Origin of the sequence: Pseudohongiella acticola (genome assembly GCF_001758195.1) — a bacterium.
GTDB lineage: Bacteria > Pseudomonadota > Gammaproteobacteria > Pseudomonadales > Pseudohongiellaceae > Pseudohongiella > Pseudohongiella acticola.
Genome location: NZ_MASR01000001.1, coordinates 1,358,783 through 1,374,955 on the forward strand (window position 1 = coordinate 1,358,783; position 16,173 = coordinate 1,374,955).

At 56.7% G+C, this 16,173-nt stretch carries 13 protein-coding genes and 2 tRNA genes; 14 read left to right on the forward strand and 1 reads right to left on the reverse strand.

What is annotated here, in order from left to right; genetic code table 11:
- The first annotated feature begins 38 nt into the window (after nucleotides 1–38).
- From PHACT_RS05720 to PHACT_RS05785, 14 genes are all read left to right on the forward strand, one after another.
- On the forward strand, nucleotides 39–710 hold the full coding sequence (locus PHACT_RS05720; RefSeq protein WP_070116309.1) for a hypothetical protein: 672 nt from the start codon (nucleotides 39–41) through the stop codon (nucleotides 708–710).
- Nucleotides 711–714: 4 nt separating this feature from the next.
- Nucleotides 715–1,263, forward strand: coding sequence for a FlgO family outer membrane protein (locus PHACT_RS05725; protein ID WP_070116310.1), 549 nt, complete (start codon nucleotides 715–717; stop codon nucleotides 1,261–1,263).
- Nucleotides 1,264–1,281: 18 nt separating this feature from the next.
- A complete protein-coding gene (locus PHACT_RS05730) occupies nucleotides 1,282–3,036 on the forward strand; it encodes a hybrid sensor histidine kinase/response regulator (protein WP_070116311.1) in 1,755 nt (584 codons plus the stop codon).
- Between the two features lie 30 nt (nucleotides 3,037–3,066).
- Entirely contained in the window at nucleotides 3,067–3,486 is a 420-nt protein-coding gene (locus PHACT_RS05735; protein ID WP_083264374.1) for a DoxX family protein, read from the forward strand.
- 165 nt (nucleotides 3,487–3,651) lie between these two features.
- Nucleotides 3,652–3,728, forward strand: a tRNA-Pro gene (locus PHACT_RS05740).
- Between the two features lie 116 nt (nucleotides 3,729–3,844).
- A complete protein-coding gene (locus PHACT_RS05745) occupies nucleotides 3,845–4,999 on the forward strand; it encodes an SEL1-like repeat protein (protein WP_169819404.1) in 1,155 nt (384 codons plus the stop codon).
- A gap of 108 nt (nucleotides 5,000–5,107) precedes the next feature.
- Nucleotides 5,108–5,488 carry a photoactive yellow protein gene (gene pyp, locus PHACT_RS05750; protein ID WP_070116313.1) on the forward strand — a complete coding sequence of 127 codons (381 nt, stop codon included), beginning with the start codon at nucleotides 5,108–5,110 and terminating at the stop codon, nucleotides 5,486–5,488.
- Between the two features lie 3 nt (nucleotides 5,489–5,491).
- On the forward strand, nucleotides 5,492–6,760 hold the full coding sequence (locus tag PHACT_RS05755) for an AMP-binding protein (RefSeq protein ID WP_070116314.1): 1,269 nt from the start codon (nucleotides 5,492–5,494) through the stop codon (nucleotides 6,758–6,760).
- Nucleotides 6,761–6,815: 55 nt separating this feature from the next.
- A tRNA-Gly gene (locus tag PHACT_RS05760) sits at nucleotides 6,816–6,889 on the forward strand.
- A 94-nt stretch (nucleotides 6,890–6,983) separates the two neighbouring features.
- Nucleotides 6,984–7,814 (forward strand): class I SAM-dependent methyltransferase, encoded by an 831-nt coding sequence (locus PHACT_RS05765; RefSeq protein WP_070116315.1) that lies wholly within the window; start codon nucleotides 6,984–6,986, stop codon nucleotides 7,812–7,814.
- Between the two features lie 51 nt (nucleotides 7,815–7,865).
- Nucleotides 7,866–9,536 carry a CocE/NonD family hydrolase gene (locus tag PHACT_RS05770; RefSeq protein ID WP_070116316.1) on the forward strand — a complete coding sequence of 557 codons (1,671 nt, stop codon included), beginning with the start codon at nucleotides 7,866–7,868 and terminating at the stop codon, nucleotides 9,534–9,536.
- A 340-nt stretch (nucleotides 9,537–9,876) separates the two neighbouring features.
- Nucleotides 9,877–11,361, forward strand: coding sequence for a SulP family inorganic anion transporter (locus PHACT_RS05775; RefSeq protein ID WP_070116317.1), 1,485 nt, complete (start codon nucleotides 9,877–9,879; stop codon nucleotides 11,359–11,361).
- Between the two features lie 64 nt (nucleotides 11,362–11,425).
- The gene (locus PHACT_RS05780; RefSeq protein WP_397389503.1) at nucleotides 11,426–12,304 is read left to right on the forward strand and encodes a universal stress protein; all 879 of its coding nucleotides are present in this window, start codon (nucleotides 11,426–11,428) and stop codon (nucleotides 12,302–12,304) included.
- 120 nt (nucleotides 12,305–12,424) lie between these two features.
- A complete protein-coding gene (locus PHACT_RS05785) occupies nucleotides 12,425–14,770 on the forward strand; it encodes a TonB-dependent receptor (protein ID WP_245730607.1) in 2,346 nt (781 codons plus the stop codon).
- Between the two features lie 33 nt (nucleotides 14,771–14,803).
- Here the strand turns inward: PHACT_RS05785 and aroA are convergent, their stop codons facing one another.
- Nucleotides 14,804–16,099, reverse strand: a complete 1,296-nt coding sequence (gene aroA / locus PHACT_RS05790; protein ID WP_070118182.1) for a 3-phosphoshikimate 1-carboxyvinyltransferase — start codon at nucleotides 16,097–16,099, stop codon at nucleotides 14,804–14,806.
- Nucleotides 16,100–16,173: the final 74 nt, after the last annotated feature.

Here is a 16,173-nt window from a genome sequence, read left to right on the forward strand (position 1 = left end):
CGATAACCCGGGGTAACGACTGATCACCGGGCCTTTTCATGCCATATCACAGACAGCTTACCTGCCTTGTCCTCCTGTTGTCGGCCTGTAGCCTCAGCGCCTGCAATAATCGATTTCAGGCCTATCCGCGCGCCGTTAACGTTGCCGGCTCGGAACAGCCCGTCGCCCGTTCAGCCGCACATTGGGACCTGATGGCCAGCAACGAGGCGGCATTGATCGCAGACAGCTTCGAGACGCCTCCGGCCCTTTTTGTCGCCCCGGCAGATGACAACGACAGTCCATTCAGGCAGGCCTATCATCGACTGCTGTCGGCGCAACTGATCAATAACGGCGCCAGCGTCATGCTCAACCCGGGCAGCGCAGCGCTGCAGCTGGACTACGACATCCTGGTGGTGACACATGACAATGGCCGCAGCCTGCGGCCACGTACCGGGTTCTTTTCCGCGGCCTTTGCCATCGCCGCTGTTGCCGGCAATGTATCGAACTGGGCAGACAACGAACTGGCCATCATTCCCCTGGCCGCAGGACTGGATTTACTCACGCATTTCTGGCGCGACAGCCGGGAAACCATGTCTGAAGTCATTATCACCACCAACCTGCATGACGGCAGTCGCTTGCTGCGCTCAGACGCACGCATTTATTATGTACGTGACGCCGATCTTGCCAATTACCAGACACGGGGCAAAACCTTCAGTGTGGTCGGGACCTGATGCCATGAAGCGTGTATGCAAACGACCTGTCTTATTGTTGCTGACACTGACGATTTTTGTTGCTGCCCTCAGTGGCTGTAAAACCGTCGCCAGAACCATCGGCAACCCGGTCATTACCAACAACCACCAGGCTGCACAACGTCTGATTGACATCGCTGGCGACCAGCTCGACCCCAATGCCAGAATGCTCGCTGCCAGCTTTGCCAGCATCGACAATTTGTCACTGTCATCCTCTTTTGGCCGTATTGCCTCACAACAACTGGTGTCGGCATTCGCCGCCGAAGGTTATCAATTCGTGGAACTGTTGCTGCGCAACAGTGTTTACGTAGATCATCGACAGGGCGAGTTTCTGCTGTCGCGTGCTTTGACTGATATCAGCGCCGAACACAACGCCGATGTTGTCCTGGTCGGCACTTACGCCATTGCAGAACGCAACATCTATGTGACCGCTCGCCTGATCCGGACCCGGGACAGCATCATCCTGGCCTCGCATGACTACGCCGTACCTTACACCCCTGACATGCGCAGTCTGTTGCGACCCGAACGCTGGTAAGCAATACTCCGGAGTATTATGTCCGCCGCCGACACCAACAACAGCATGCTTGGCATCCGCCAACGCATTCTGCAGACAACCCTGTGGGCAACCGCGGCACTGGTCAGTATCGCCTATATTCCCAGCGTCATTCTGGCCTATCAACTGCAAATCTGGAGCCTGTTGGTCATCGACAACGTTGCCTGGGTAGCAGTGTTCGTGCTGGCCAGCGCAAAGCAGGCGCCCTATCACCTGCGTGCCGGTCTATTCCTGGGGTTATGGGCGGCTATTGGCGTATTTTTGTTATGGCTGCTGGGGCCAGTGGGCGCAGGTACCGAATGGCTGCTGACCGTGCCCGTGCTATCCGCACTGTTCTTTGGTTTTCGCGGTGCTTTTATTGGCATTGCGCTTACGCTTCTTATCCTCCTGAGTTATGGTGCACTTCTGGTGCTGGCACAGGCACCCGACCCGGCCTACGGCGATTTAGGCTACACGCTCGAATCCTGGTTTGGGGTCAGCGGCACATTGCTCTTCCTGTGCGCGCTGGGTTCACTGACAGCAGCGCGATTACTGGCCAATCTGGAAGCGACTATCAATGAGCTGGAGTCCTCACGCCAGCGTATCGCGGAATCCCTGAAAGAGCGCGAACAATTACAGGAACAGTTACTGCATTCACAGAAACTCAGCGCGCTCGGCATCATGGCCAGTGGCATTGCCCACGACTTCAACAATTTGTTGCTGCCCATGCTCATGGCCAGTGAAGAGGCGCGCGAACTCGCCCCGGTCGGCAGTACACAGCGACAACATATAGACAACACCATTGTCTCTGCCGAACGTGCCGCGCATCTGGTCAAACGAATTCTCAGCTTCAGCCAGCACAACAATGCAGATGCCAGCAGCACGCCCGTTGCACCCGCCCTTCGTGAAACTGCCGCGCTGCTGCGTAGCACCATGCCTGCCAACATCGCCATCACGACTACCATCAACGCCAGTGACGCCTGTATCCTGGCATCAGCCGACATGTTGCACCAGATCACCATGAATCTGGGCACCAATGCCTGCCTCGCCATGAAACCCGGAGGCGGAGAACTGGCTTTCAAACTGGACCTGTCCGACTCTGGCGAACACGTGGTATTAACCGTAAACGATACCGGCCCGGGGGTTCCCGAAGACATCCAGCACCGGATTTTCGAACCGTTTTTTACCACCCGTGACGCCGGCGAAGGCACGGGTCTGGGACTGGCCATTGTGCATAAGCTGGTGACTGAACTGGGCGGCAGTATCCGTGTCGATTCGCGCCCTGACGCCGGCACTGTTTTCACCCTGACATTCAGAACCACGCCTGCGGCGGCAGCCATATCCGGGGCGGTGTCCAGCTACACCACCACGCCAGAAACAACACAATCGCCTGCCGCCTACCGAGTCATGGTGGTCGACGATGAAGAACTGGTGCTTGCCACCATTCGCATGACCTTGCAGCGCGAAGGCTTTTATGTGATTGAACACGCTTCCGCCGCCCCGGCATTACGTCACCTGCAAGACACCAGCAAAACCACGATAGATCTACTGATTTCAGATCAGACCATGCCAGGCATGACAGGCATAGAGCTCGCCACTCAAGTTCGGGCGACACTGCCACAGTTGCCGATATTGCTGGCATCCGGCAATCTTAGTGAGACGGAACGCAAACAGATCCAGTTGCTGGGCAATGTCGTACCACTCGACAAACCGTTTAGTCGAAACATGCTATTGTCGGCTATTGACGCCATACGGTCAGTTCGAACACCCTTATAACCATACTAAAAACCGAAAGCAGGAAGCCTAATGATTCCCGATCCACTGTCACGTCTGTTTATTCCCGCCAGCCGCATTATCCTTGCCATTTACTTTTTCCTGCCCGGCATGATGAAGTTTACCCAGTACGACATGCATGTGGATTATATGGCATCGCATGGCATGTTCTGGATTCCTTTCTTTCTGATTTTGAGCGGGCTTATCCAGGTCGGTGGGTCGGCGGCCCTGCTTGTTGGTTATCGTGTGCCACTGGTTGCGTTTGTGCTGGCAGGGCTGACCTTTGTCATCAGCCTGGTAATGCATGATTTCTGGACCATGGAAGCAGGTCTACAGCAATCCCATGAAACCCAGAATTTTTTCAAGAACATGGGCATCATGGCCGGGCTTCTGGCCCTCAGTGGCGCAGGTGCCGGTGCATTCAGTCTGGATAACCGCAAGGCCAGAGCCTGAAGCCAGCATTGCGTTGCCCCCGGTTTTTTCGGGGGCCGGGGCTTTTTTGGGGACAGGTCTTGGAAATTGCCAGCGATTCTGACATATTATCGACCCCGTTAGCCGTTGCCAGCGCCCATGTTTTGTGCAGGGACCGACAACGGCGAGAAGTACGCAGGACCCCTTCGGAGTGTAGCTCAGCCTGGTAGAGCACTGCCTTCGGGAGGCAGGGGTCGGAGGTTCGAATCCTCTCACTCCGACCAATTCCCGATTAGCTATCAGCTCTGCGCCAAGCTACAATCAGGCCATGACTTTATCCACGCCAAAACTTGTCCATCGTTTGATTCTGCTGCTTGTGTGCAGCGGGTTGTCCCATGCTGTGTCTGCTCAGGCAAATAACCCGGCCGAGCCAGATGCGCCTGCTTCAGTAAGCCCTGAACCATCCGCTGTCGGTCGTTACAACGTGGAAATCGGCCTGGAAGCTTTTCAGGACGAAGACTATGACACCGCATTACAGGTCTTCACCGAAGGCGCGATGATCGGACACGCCATCGCCCAATACAACCTGGCATTGATGTATCAACAGGGCATTGGCACCGAACAGAATTTCGAACGCGCCATGCAGCTGTATGCGCTGTCGGCACAACAGGGAATCGTGCGCGCCCAGTTCAACCTCGGCGTCATGTATGACCAGGGCCAAGGCATCGAACAGGACTACCGGGAAGCCTATTACTGGTACGAGCAGGCCGCCGAACAGGGTGATGCGGATGCGCAGTACGCCGTCGGCACAATGAACTTTTATGGTCAGGGCCGGGCCGAGAATTTTACCGAAGCCATGCGCTGGTACCAGGAGTCCGCACGACAGGGCCATCGTGACGCCCAATACAATCTTGGCGTTCTGCTGATCAGTGGTCTGGTCGGTGAGCCCAATCCCACCGCTGCAATGACATGGTTCACGCTGGCGGCAGAAAAAGGCAGTGTTGATGCCCAGTACAATGCCGCTCTGATGTATGCCACTGGCCAGGGTGTGACACGTGATGCCGCACAGGCCCGTGACTATTTTACCCAGGCTGCCGAGCAGGGCCTGCGCGATGCGCAAACCCGGTTGGGCATTCTGTATGCCACCAGTGACCAGGACGGGTTACCACGGGACTATGAACAGGCGCGTTACTGGTTCAATCGCTCAGCGCATCGCGGCGATGCCACTGCACAGTTCTTTCTGGCCCGGATATTCGCAGACGGCCTGGGTGTCGAACAGAACCTGTCGATTGCCCACATGTGGTATGAACTGGCATACCGCTTTGGTTATGAGCACGCCGTCAGTTCACTGGAACGCCTGCGCGCAGAAATGGATGAAGAAAGCACACTACAGGCGCGGCTGATGGCCGCACGCTGGATGCGTGCCTACGCTGAACAGAACCCTGACTCGGTGCGTATTACCCGCATTCCTGACGACGCTGTCGATGCGGCCAATGAAAACCCCGATGAATCCACTGACAGCCCTGCCAACGACAGCAACAACCTGCCAGACTGATCCGGCTCACCTCTTTCTACGTATTACTGTGCGGACAATTTAAGGCAAATTGTCATTTCACATTGATGTAAAACCCCGCGTTTTAGCGCAACATCTGGAGATTGCAGTATGTCATTGGAAGTAATTGATTTTGGTGCCTCGGATATCGATAACAAATTGGCGAACATGAGTGCCTCACAAATCGATGATCTTGCCTTTGGTGCCATTCAGCTCGACGCCAACGGGATTATTCAGCAATACAATGAAGCAGAAGGGGCCATCACCGGACGTTCACCCAGCCAGGTAATTGGCAAGAATTTTTTCACAGACGTAGCTCCTTGCACCAACACACCAAAATTCAAAGGTGCGTTTGAAAAAGTCGTCGCGGACCGCGGCAGTGTCATGCTGGAGTACACCTTCGATTACCAGATGTCACCCACTAAGGTTAAGGTACATATGAAACCGGCACTGGTCGGTGGCAGCTTCTGGATTTTTGTAAAAAGACTCTGACCCATGTGGTGGCAACAACCCGGGCTGCTGGAAACGTATCTGCATGACTTTCTCAGCGATTCATTGCATCGCCGCGGCCTGGGTGACCTGCTGCTAAACTGCGATACACCGGCATCAGGTCTGCTCGCCGACCCCCGCTATTTCGGTTACAGCTCGCTGGACATGGTTGAGCTGGCCCGGCGTTTTGCATTGGCATTGGGCCTGGACCGTACCGGGATTTCCGATCTGCTGTTGGCCAGGCGCTCTGCCGAGGGCTGGCTGGGTGTTGCCCGGCGCAGTCTGGAGATTGACGACAGCACGCTGCACTTCTACTCATCCGGATCCACCGGCGAACCCACAGCAAGCGCCCACAGCCTGCACAGACTGAAACGTGAAACGGATTTTTTCCAGACGCTGCTACCGGTCCCAAAGCGCATTGTCAGCACAGTTCCTTGCCATCACATTTACGGATTTATCTGGAGTGTGCTGCTTCCCTCGACACTGGCCTGTGAACAACTGAGAATACACCCGACGCGTTCGCTACCGGAAAACTGGGCGCAACAACTTCGTGATGAAGACCTGATCGTAGCCACGCCCGAAGTCTGGACCCTGTTGCTCAACCAGCAGATAAAGCTGCCCGACCGCTTCACCGGCATCAGCTCAACAGCGCCACTGCCCGTCGCGACTGCCGCCGCCATTCGCAGGCGATATCCCAACGCTACCCTGACCGAAGTCTACGGCAGCAGTGAAACTGCCGGCCTGGCCTGGCGGCAACAAGACAATGTCGCATTCACCCTGTTGCCATTCTGGACGTTACAGAGCCAGAACGGTAGCTGGCTAGTGCAAGACCAGGACGATGGTCAACAATATCCGCTCAGTGACCGATTGCAGCTGCATGACAGCTCACATTTTTCCATCCTGGGCCGGACCGACACCGTGATACAGATCCACGGCAACAATATAAATCTGGCACTGCTGGCAGACACGCTGCAGACCCACATCGGCATCAAGCAAGCCCGCGTGCGCAGCGACAGCAATAGTGGCGACCCCGGCGGCAGCCCCTCAGGACTGCACTATTTCCTGGTGCTGGATCAGCCCCCAGCTGACATCAGTCAATGGTGCCGGAACTTCAGCGACTGGCTCGCCGATAGCCTGGGCAACGTGCCACCACCCCGATCTGTGATCATCGCGCCGTCGCTGCCGGTCAATACCTTAGGTAAAACCGTGTCCTGGGATCCATCCCAATACCCATTGGTGACCGGTTGTTTCCGCTCCGGCTTCGGGTCGACCTGATACGTAGCAAAGGCTGCTCGACAAAAGATGCCACTTCCGCTAATTTGTGCCGTCTGCGGGTGTAGCTCAATGGTAGAGCAGAAGCTTCCCAAGCTTACGACGAGGGTTCGATTCCCTTCACCCGCTCCAGACGCTACCTGCTCGCGATATCGGAACGCTGACGCACATGCATTTGTGTAGTAAAGTCAGTGTTGACCCCAACAATAATCGCGAGACCAGAACAATGTCTGAACACAAGACTCGCTCCACCGCCCGGCTGCCTGGACTGGCCGTGGGGCTCGCTGCCCTGTTAGCCTTGTCAACGTCACTTGAGGCCCAGGACACCGATGCCCTCAACACCGTCGTCGCCGGTGATCACCGCTCCGCGACCAATCAGGCTCGCGATGAATACCGCAACCCTGTCGACACCCTGACCTTTTTTGGCGTCGAGCCTGATCACACCGTGGTGGAGATTTTCCCGGGTACCGGCTGGTATACCGAGATACTGGCCCCCTACCTGCGCGACGAAGGCAAGCTCATCGCTGCCGGTTATCCCCGTGACCCTGAGGTAGCGTCCGCCTTCATGATTCAACTCAACGGCACCTTTGATGCCATGCTTGATGCCCGCCCTGATCTTTACAACCGGGTTGAGGTTGCTGAGTTGCATCCGCGTCAGCGTTCCGTACTTGCCGAACCAGGCACGGTGGACGCCATTCTGGATTTCCGCAATGCGCACAACTGGTTCAATTGGGGCCCGGCCGAGATGCTGGGCGCCTGGCACGAGGCACTCAAGCCGGGCGGCATCGTGGGCATCGTTGATCACCGCATGGACCCTGCCCGCGACGCCGGCAACGGTTACATTCACGAGAAGACCCTGATCAACACCATGGAAGAATATGGTTTCCGATATGTTGGCAGCACTGAAATCAATGCCAACGCCAGAGACACCAAGGATCACCCCGGAGGCGTCTGGAATCTGCCGCCGAACCTGCGCGATGTCGCCGAGGCAGACCGGACAAAATACCTGGAAATAGGCGAAAGTGATCGCCTGACCATGCTGTTCAGAAAGAACTGACGCAGGCCAGCTGTCATCCACCTACAATCAACAATAAAAGGAAAATCAGCCATGTTCAAACTGAACCTGAACCTGAGAACATACCTGACCAGTTGGTGCCTCGCTGCCACGCTGGCATTAACCCTGGGCAGCACTGTTAGCGTGGCCCAGCCGGCGGCGCCCGACAACAAAACCGTGGTCATGGTGCCCATGCGCGACGGCGTGCAACTGGCCACCAATGTTTATGTGCCCGAAGGCGAAGGCCCCTGGCCGGTGATCCTCACCCGCACGCCCTACGACAAGGACGGCATTGATCGCAGTGTTGCCAGCTATCACGAGCGCGGCTACGCGGTAGTGTCGCAGGATGTGCGTGGGCGCAATGACTCTGAGGGTGAAAACCGGCCTTTCGAAAATGATATCGAAGACGGCTATGACACCGTGGAGTGGATTGCATCGCAAACCTTCAGCGATGGCAATATCGGTATTTTTGGCACCTCGGCGCCCGGCATTACGTCCAATCTGGCTGCCGCATCGGCGCCACCAAACCTGACCGCAGCCTATGTCACCGTGGCACCGGACAGCCTGTTTTACCGCTCGCGCTTTGTCGGCGGTGTCTTCAAGGAAAGTCATTCCGGCGGCTGGCTTCGTGGCCAGGGCGTCAGTGAAGACGCCATCAATGCTTACAAGGCCCGCGCGGTGCTGGATGAACAGTGGCGTGCCACCGACTTCCTGTTCCACCGTGATAATGTCGAGATTCCGGTTTACAACGTCGGCGGCTGGCATGACATCTATGCCGAAGGGTCGCTGCACAACTTTGTCTATCTGCAGAACGAAGGCAATCCACAGGCACGCGGCAAACAGAAGCTTTTTATGGGCGCCTTTGGCCACGGCACATTGCAGGGCGACCTTGAATACCCGGGCGGCGGCATGATCAATGGCAGCCTGGAAGAGCAGCTGCGCTGGTGGGATTACTGGCTCAAGGACATCGATAACGGCATCATGGACGAACCGCCGGTCAGCATTTACATGATGGCCTCGGCCCGCAAGGGCAACGTGTCCGACAAGAACCGCGTCATTCACATGGACAGCTGGCCGCCGGAAAACCTCGAAACCCGATACTACCTGCAGCCCGACATGAGCCTGGCCACGGATCCCCCCGTCGCGGCCGACGCCAGCGAGACCTACACCTTTGATCCGGCCAATCCGGTACCCACCGTTGGTGGTCAGAACCTGGGCGCCGATGTCGGCCCTCGCGATCAGCGTGAAATCGGTCCACGGCAGGATTATCTGCGTTTCAGTACACCGGTGCTGGAGGAAGATGTTGTGGTGGCAGGCCATATCGACATGGAACTGTTTGTTGCCACCGATGCGCTGGATACCGACTTTGTGGTCAAGCTGGTCGACATCTATCCGGATGGTTACGAAGCCCTGATTCTTGACTATCCGATCCGGGCACGTTTTCGCGACGGACAGAATCCCGGCGATGTAAAAATGATGACGCCGGGCGAGGTTGAACGCCTGGTAGTCAATATGTGGAGCACGGCGCAGACATTCGAAGCCGGCCACCGCATTGGTGTGCATGTCACCTCCAGCAACTACCCCCGATTCGCCGTCAACCCGAACAACGGCGCGGCACTGGATGACAGCAGCACACCGGCGCAGGAAGCCCGCAACACGGTCTATTTTGATGCCAACCGACCCTCGGCGATTATCCTGCCCGTGGTCACCGAATCACTGGATTAACACTTGCATCAATAGCCCTAAGCTCAGAAGAATAGCCTGCTCCCGCACTGCCAGGCCAGCTGCGGGTGCAGGCGGGTGCTTTCCCGGATCAGCTCTGCTAGAATACGCGCCCTCTAACGCAGACACCGGATATTACAGCCATCATGGCAGCTCTCAGTTCCCCGGCGCACCGGCCCCTGGCCACGCCACCTTAAGTTTCCGTCTACAAACTCCCGTCATTTCTTGATGGCAGACTGCGCAATCAGTCTGTGCATGGCATCGACGGCCAGCAGGCCGCGTCATGCGCAGCTATGACTTAACCATAATTGCTACTTTTACACAGTAACCCGGGGCCTCATCCATGTTACATGCCTTGAAACAAAGCTGGTTCTCCAACATCCGTGGCGACGTGCTCGCCGGTATCGTCGTCGCACTGGCATTGATTCCGGAAGCCATTGCGTTTTCGGTGATCGCCGGGGTTGACCCTAAAGTAGGTCTGTACGCCTCCTTTTCCATCGCCGTGATTACCGCCATTGTCGGTGGCCGGCCCGGCATGATCTCTGCCGCTACCGGCGCCATGGCTCTGGTCATGGTCACGCTGGTGCGCGATCACGGCCTGGAATACCTGCTCGCCGCGACCGTATTGACCGGCGTGTTGCAGATTCTGGCGGGCGTGTTCCGGCTCGGTCTGCTAATGCGCTTTGTATCGCGCTCAGTGGTGACCGGCTTTGTTAATGCCCTGGCCATCCTGATTTTTATGGCGCAGTTGCCTGAGATCACCGGTGACAATGCCACCCTGCCGGTGTTCGCAGTACTGGCGGCCGGACTGGCGATTATCTACGGCCTACCTTATATCACCAAGGCCGTGCCCTCACCGCTGATCTGCATCGTGCTACTGACTGGTATTGCGATGTACTTCGGTATCGACTTGCGCACGGTTGGCGACATGGGTGAACTGCCAGACAGCCTGCCGGTGTTCCTGATCCCGGACATCCCGCTGACCTGGGAAACGCTGCAGATCATTTTCCCGTTTTCAGTGACGCTGGCGATCGTCGGTCTGCTGGAATCGATGATGACCGCCACCATTATTGATGATTTGACAGACACGCCCAGCAACAAGAACCGTGAGTGTGTGGGCCAGGGCGTGGCCAACATCGGCACCGGCTTTATCGGCGGTATGGCCGGTTGCGCCATGATCGGGCAGTCGGTGATCAATGTTAAATCCGGCGGCCGCAAACGCCTGTCATCGTTTACCGCTGGCAGCGTGCTGCTGATTCTGGTGGTGTTCCTGGGTGACTGGGTTGGACAGATTCCCATGGCGGCGCTGGTGGCGGTGATGATCATGGTGTCTATCGGTACCTTCAGTTGGTCGTCAGTCGCTGATCTGCGCAAGAACCCGAAGAGCTCCAGCATTGTGATGATCTCCACCGTTGCCGTTGTGGTCATGACTCACAATCTGGCGCTCGGGGTGTTGCTGGGGGTGCTGCTCAGCGCTCTGTTCTTTGCCCGCAAGGTCGGCGACATCCTGTATATTGGTTCAACTCTGTCGCAGGACGGCGATCATCGCGAATATCAGGTTGTGGGTCAGGTATTTTTCACGTCCGCTGACCAGTTTATCGGTGGCTTTGATTTCAAAGAGGCCGTGGATAAGGTTACTATCGACCTGACCCGCGCGCATTTCTGGGATATCACGGCCATCAGTTCGCTGGACAAAGTGGTCATCAAATTCCGGCGCGAAGGTGCCGATGTCAATATCGTGGGTCTGAATGAAGCCAGCGCAACATTGGTGGACCGGTTTGCCGTGCATGACAAACCTGATGCTGTTGAACGCCTGATGGGCCACTAGCGCCCCGTTAGCTCAGATACACAACCCGGCGCACAACTGACCGCAACAACAAGGAACAGCCGACATGTCAGACATTCAGATTCCGGAAATGACAGGCAAGGTAGTGGCCTGCATCGATGATTCAATCTACGCCGAAGCGGTGTGCGACTATGCCGCGTGGAGCGCCAGCCGCATGAACACGCAGCTCAGCCTGTTGCATGTGCTGGATAAAACCGAGAACACCACGGCACAGAATCTCAGCGGCAGCCTGGGCCTGGGCGCCCAGGAAAACCTGATGCAGGAACTGGCGGAACTGGATCAGCAACGCGCCAAGCTGGAACTGGAAAAAGGCAAGCTGATGCTGCAGGCGGCCATGCAACGTGTGGAAGAAAAAGGCATCGTCAATGCCGAATCACGCCAGCGTCATGGTGAGCTGGTCGACACACTGATCGAGCTGGAACCGGAGACACGTATTCTGGTGGTGGGCAAACGCGGCGCTGACACCGAGTCTGCACACGGCCACATTGGCAGCCATCTGGAAAGCATCATTCGCGCCCTGCACAAACCCATTCTTATCGCTCAGCAATCCTTTGCCCCACCCAAAAAGATCATGGTGGCCTATGATGGCAGCGCCACCATGCGCAAAGGCATTCAGATTGTGGCTGCCAGCCCGCTGGGACGCGGTGTACCGCACCACGTGGTCATGGTGGGCGCGGATACCGAAGTGGCGCGCGAGCAACTGCGTGAAGCCACAGACGCCCTGAGCCAGGCTGGTTTTGACGTCACCGGCACCATCATACCCGGTGATGCCGACACTGCGCTGGCGGAATATCAGGAGCGTGAGAACATTGATCTGCTGGTCATGGGCGCTTACGGACACTCCCGCATTCGTCACCTGATTCTGGGCAGTACCACCACCGCCATGATCAAACGCACCCGGGTGTCGCTGCTGGTGCTGCGCTAACAAGCCAGACGCCGCACAGAGACATCGGTGCTGGCGGTGCTGCGACACTATGCCACATTGAATGCATCCCGAGCCTGAGTAAACTGACAACATCAAAATACTCAGACTCAGGAAACATTCATGCTGACGACACACGCTCAACCAACATTTGCTCAACCAGCTTCTAGTCAACCAACATCTGGCCAGCCAAAATTCAGCAAACGGCTTCTTGGTTGCGCCATCGCGCTGGTCGCCGTTGCCAGTCATGGCGCAATGGCGCAAGACGGCAGTGCCACTGCTCCCGTCGAAGAGATACTGATCTGGGGCAGTGACGCCGGTCAGCGTTCCAGCATGAGCCATCCGGCCAGCGTGCTGACGCAGGATGATCTGGCCAGTATCAATATCGCCACCACCGAAGATGTGGTCAAGTACGAACCCAGCCTGGTCATTCGCCGTCGCTTTATCGGCGATTCCAACGGCACCATCGGCATTCGCGGCGCCAATATGTTCCAGACCTCCCGTTCCATGGTGTTTGCCGACGGTGTGCCTTTGCACTACCTGCTGCAATCACGCTGGAACGGCTCGCCACGCTGGTCCATGGTGTCCGCCAGTGAAATAGCACAGGTTGAAGTGCTTTATGGACCCTTCTCTGCTGAGTACAGCGGCTATTCCATGGGCGGTGTGGTCCTGATCGAATCGGCGATTCCGCAGCAGCGTGAATTCCATTTTGACAGTTCCTATTACTCGCAGGAATTTGACGCATACGGCTTCGATGATCGCGTCAACGGTTACAAAACCTTCTTTTCATTCGGAGACAAGATTGGCGACACCAGCCTGTATTTCTCCTATAACCGCCTGGAGAATGATTCGCAGCCACAGACGTTTTACTTCGGCGCCAACAACAGCAGTCCGACAGCCAGCAATGTCACTGGCGGTGTTATAGGCAACGACCAGTACGGCAACTCCCAGCTCTGGTTTGGTGATACCGGTGTGGTCGATACCGAGACCCAGAACTACAAAGTCAAAATCGGTCACGACATTGGCGCCTGGTCCGGACTACTGAACATTGCCTATGAAGATCGCGCTTCCGGCCACCAGCCCAACGCCTATATGCGCGACAGCGGCGGCGACCTGATCTGGAGCGGCAATGTTCGTCAGGACGGCGATGGCATCAGCATTCCTGCCGGTCGTCTGGGTGTCGGCGAACAGGAACGTGACAGCCTGTCGCTGGGTCTGCGTGTGCGTGGCCCATTGACTGACAGCATTGACCTGGAAAGCAATTTCAATCAGTTTGCCATTGTCCGTGATGAAAGCCGGGATTCACTGCGCAATCCGGCAGACCCGGGATTCACACCGGCGGGTCAGGTTACCGACTTCGGTGATACCGGCTGGCAGAGCGCAGAAGTAAAGCTGACCTTCAATGACCTGGGCGTCGACAATCTCGGCCTGGTCACTGGCCTGCGCTACGATGCCTACGAGCTGAACATTGATGTCTACGACTCCAATGATTACCAGTCAGGTGACAAAGACAGTCTGAACAGCAGCAGTGGCGGCGAAACAGACGTCAGTGCCGCGTTTGCTGAACTGAGCTGGCTGCCCACGCAACAATGGGCGTTGACACTGGGTGGTCGTTACGAATCATTCAACAGCGACAGTGGCTACTACACCACATCGGTTGGCGGTGCCGTACAGCCGGTAACAGTGCCGGGTCAATCACGCAGTGCGTTTTCACCCAAATTCACGGCCGCCTATCAGGCGACCGATAACTGGACCCTGAGCTACGCCGTGGCCGAAGCCTACCGCTTCCCGATTGTGGAAGAGCTGTTCAGCCAGTATCAGGCCTACAACACCATCAACCAGGCCAATCCGTCATTGAAACCGGAAGCCGGGCTGCATCACAACATCGGGGTTGAATACGGTTTTGACGGCGGTTATATCCGTGTCAATGCGTTTCAGGAAAGCATTGATGACGTGATTGAAGCGCAGTCAGAAACGCTGGCAGGCGGCGTGTCTGTGCGAACCTTTATCCCGATTGACCAGGTCGACACACTGGGCGCTGAATTTATCGTCAACGCCAGTGATCTGTGGCTGGACAATCTGGATGTCCGCTTCAACACAACCTTCACCGATAACGAAATTGTCCGCAATCGCGTCGATCCCAGCATTGAAGGCAATGTCTATCCAAGACTGCCTGAGTGGCGTGCCAACCTGCTGGCGACCTACCACATCAGTGATGACTGGAACGTTGGTCTTAACTACCAGTATGCTGACACCAGCTTCGGCCGTAATGATAACCGTGACACCGAGCAGAACGTGTACGGTGCACAGGATGGTTATTCGCGCGTGGGCATCAAGACAGACTACCGCTTCGCAAACGGCTTCTCAGTGGGTGCAGGTGTCGACAATATCGGCAACGATATCGACTTCGTTGCCCACCCATGGCCAGGTCGAACTGTTTATCTGAACGTGTCATACGACTGGCAGTAATGACAGAAAACCGACCGACTGACCGTCTTGCGTTTATCGCGTGAGACGGTCAAACAGTTCAAAATAACCAGGGAAGGTTTTTGCCGTGCAGCCCGGATCATTGATGGTGACCGGGCTGTCACCAAACGCAGCCAGAGAAAAACACATCGCCATGCGATGATCGTCATAGGTATCAATCTCGGCCGACAGGATTCTTGCCGGTGGCGTAATCACGATGTAGTCGTCACCCTCTTCCACCGTGGCACCGACCTTGCGCAGCTCTGTGGCCATGGCGCTGAGACGGTCAGTCTCCTTCACCCGCCAGTTATAGATATTGCGAATCGCAGTCGATCCTTCAGCAAACAGTGCCGTGGTGGCAATGGTCATCGCCGCATCGGGGATGTGATTAAGATCCACGTCGATGCCTTTAAGCTGGCCGCGACTGACTTCGATCCAGGTATCACCCCAGGCCACTTTTGCGCCCATTTGTTCCAGAACATCGGCAAACCGGGCATCACCCTGCACACTCGCCGCCCCGGTACCATGAACACGCACCGTGCCACCGGCAATAGCGGCGGCCGCCAGAAAATACGAGGCTGACGAAGCGTCACCTTCCACCATGATGTCACCCGGTGCACGGTAGTGCTGACCGGCGCGCACCACAAAGCGCTGATAGTCGTGGTTGTCGACTGTCACGCCAAAGCGTTGCATGACATCCAGGGTAATACGAATATAGGGTTTGGACACCAGCTCACCTTCAACCACAATCTCCAGATCGCCCTCACACAAAGGCGCGGCCATCAGCATGGCGGTGAGAAACTGGCTGGAAATATTGCCACGAATGCTGACCTGGCCACCACGCAGGCGTGAACCACGAATCAGCAGGGGCGGGTACGATTCTTCGCCCAGATAAGTGATATCGGCGCCGGTGGCACGCAGGCAATCGACCAAGTCACCAATGGGGCGCTCATACATGCGAGGCTCACCGGTCAGGGTAAACTCGCCGTCACTGGCGGCCAGCGCCGCGCACAGGGGGCGCATGGCGGTACCAGCATTGCCCAGGAACAACGTCAGTGCGCCGTCGTACGAGAGACGCCCGCCTTTGCCCTGCACCAGGCATTCAGTTTTGTCATCACTTAGCGTCAGTTTGACGCCCAGCGCGGTCAAGGCCTGCAGCATGTAACGCACATCGTCACTGTTCAGCAGGTTGCTGATGCGGGTTTCCCCCTCAGCCAGGGCCGCCAGCAACAGGATACGGTTGGACAGGCTTTTGGAGCCCGGCAGGGTAATTTCCCCGTGGGCAGTGCTGACGGGCGCCAGCACCAGGGACTCGTTGGTTTGGGAAGACATAATGGAAACACGCATTGGCAGACGGGAATGCATTGAGTATAGCGGATTACAGCGCTACGCTCAAAAAACGAGCA

Excerpts from the sequence above, each read along its gene's own strand:
- PHACT_RS05720 (WP_070116309.1), top strand. The coding sequence starts at position 39 with ATGCCATATCACAGACAGCTTACCTGCCTTGTCCTCCTGTTGTCGGCC.
- PHACT_RS05725 (WP_070116310.1), top strand. The coding sequence starts at position 715 with ATGAAGCGTGTATGCAAACGACCTGTCTTATTGTTGCTGACACTGACG.
- PHACT_RS05730 (WP_070116311.1), top strand. The coding sequence starts at position 1,282 with ATGTCCGCCGCCGACACCAACAACAGCATGCTTGGCATCCGCCAACGC.
- PHACT_RS05735 (WP_083264374.1), top strand. The coding sequence starts at position 3,067 with ATGATTCCCGATCCACTGTCACGTCTGTTTATTCCCGCCAGCCGCATT.
- pyp (WP_070116313.1), top strand. The coding sequence starts at position 5,108 with ATGTCATTGGAAGTAATTGATTTTGGTGCCTCGGATATCGATAACAAA.
- PHACT_RS05755 (WP_070116314.1), top strand. The coding sequence starts at position 5,492 with ATGTGGTGGCAACAACCCGGGCTGCTGGAAACGTATCTGCATGACTTT.
- PHACT_RS05765 (WP_070116315.1), top strand. The coding sequence starts at position 6,984 with ATGTCTGAACACAAGACTCGCTCCACCGCCCGGCTGCCTGGACTGGCC.
- PHACT_RS05770 (WP_070116316.1), top strand. The coding sequence starts at position 7,866 with ATGTTCAAACTGAACCTGAACCTGAGAACATACCTGACCAGTTGGTGC.
- PHACT_RS05775 (WP_070116317.1), top strand. The coding sequence starts at position 9,877 with ATGTTACATGCCTTGAAACAAAGCTGGTTCTCCAACATCCGTGGCGAC.
- PHACT_RS05780 (WP_397389503.1), top strand. The coding sequence starts at position 11,426 with ATGTCAGACATTCAGATTCCGGAAATGACAGGCAAGGTAGTGGCCTGC.
- PHACT_RS05785 (WP_245730607.1), top strand. The coding sequence starts at position 12,425 with ATGCTGACGACACACGCTCAACCAACATTTGCTCAACCAGCTTCTAGT.
- aroA (WP_070118182.1), bottom strand. The coding sequence starts at position 16,099 with ATGTCTTCCCAAACCAACGAGTCCCTGGTGCTGGCGCCCGTCAGCACT.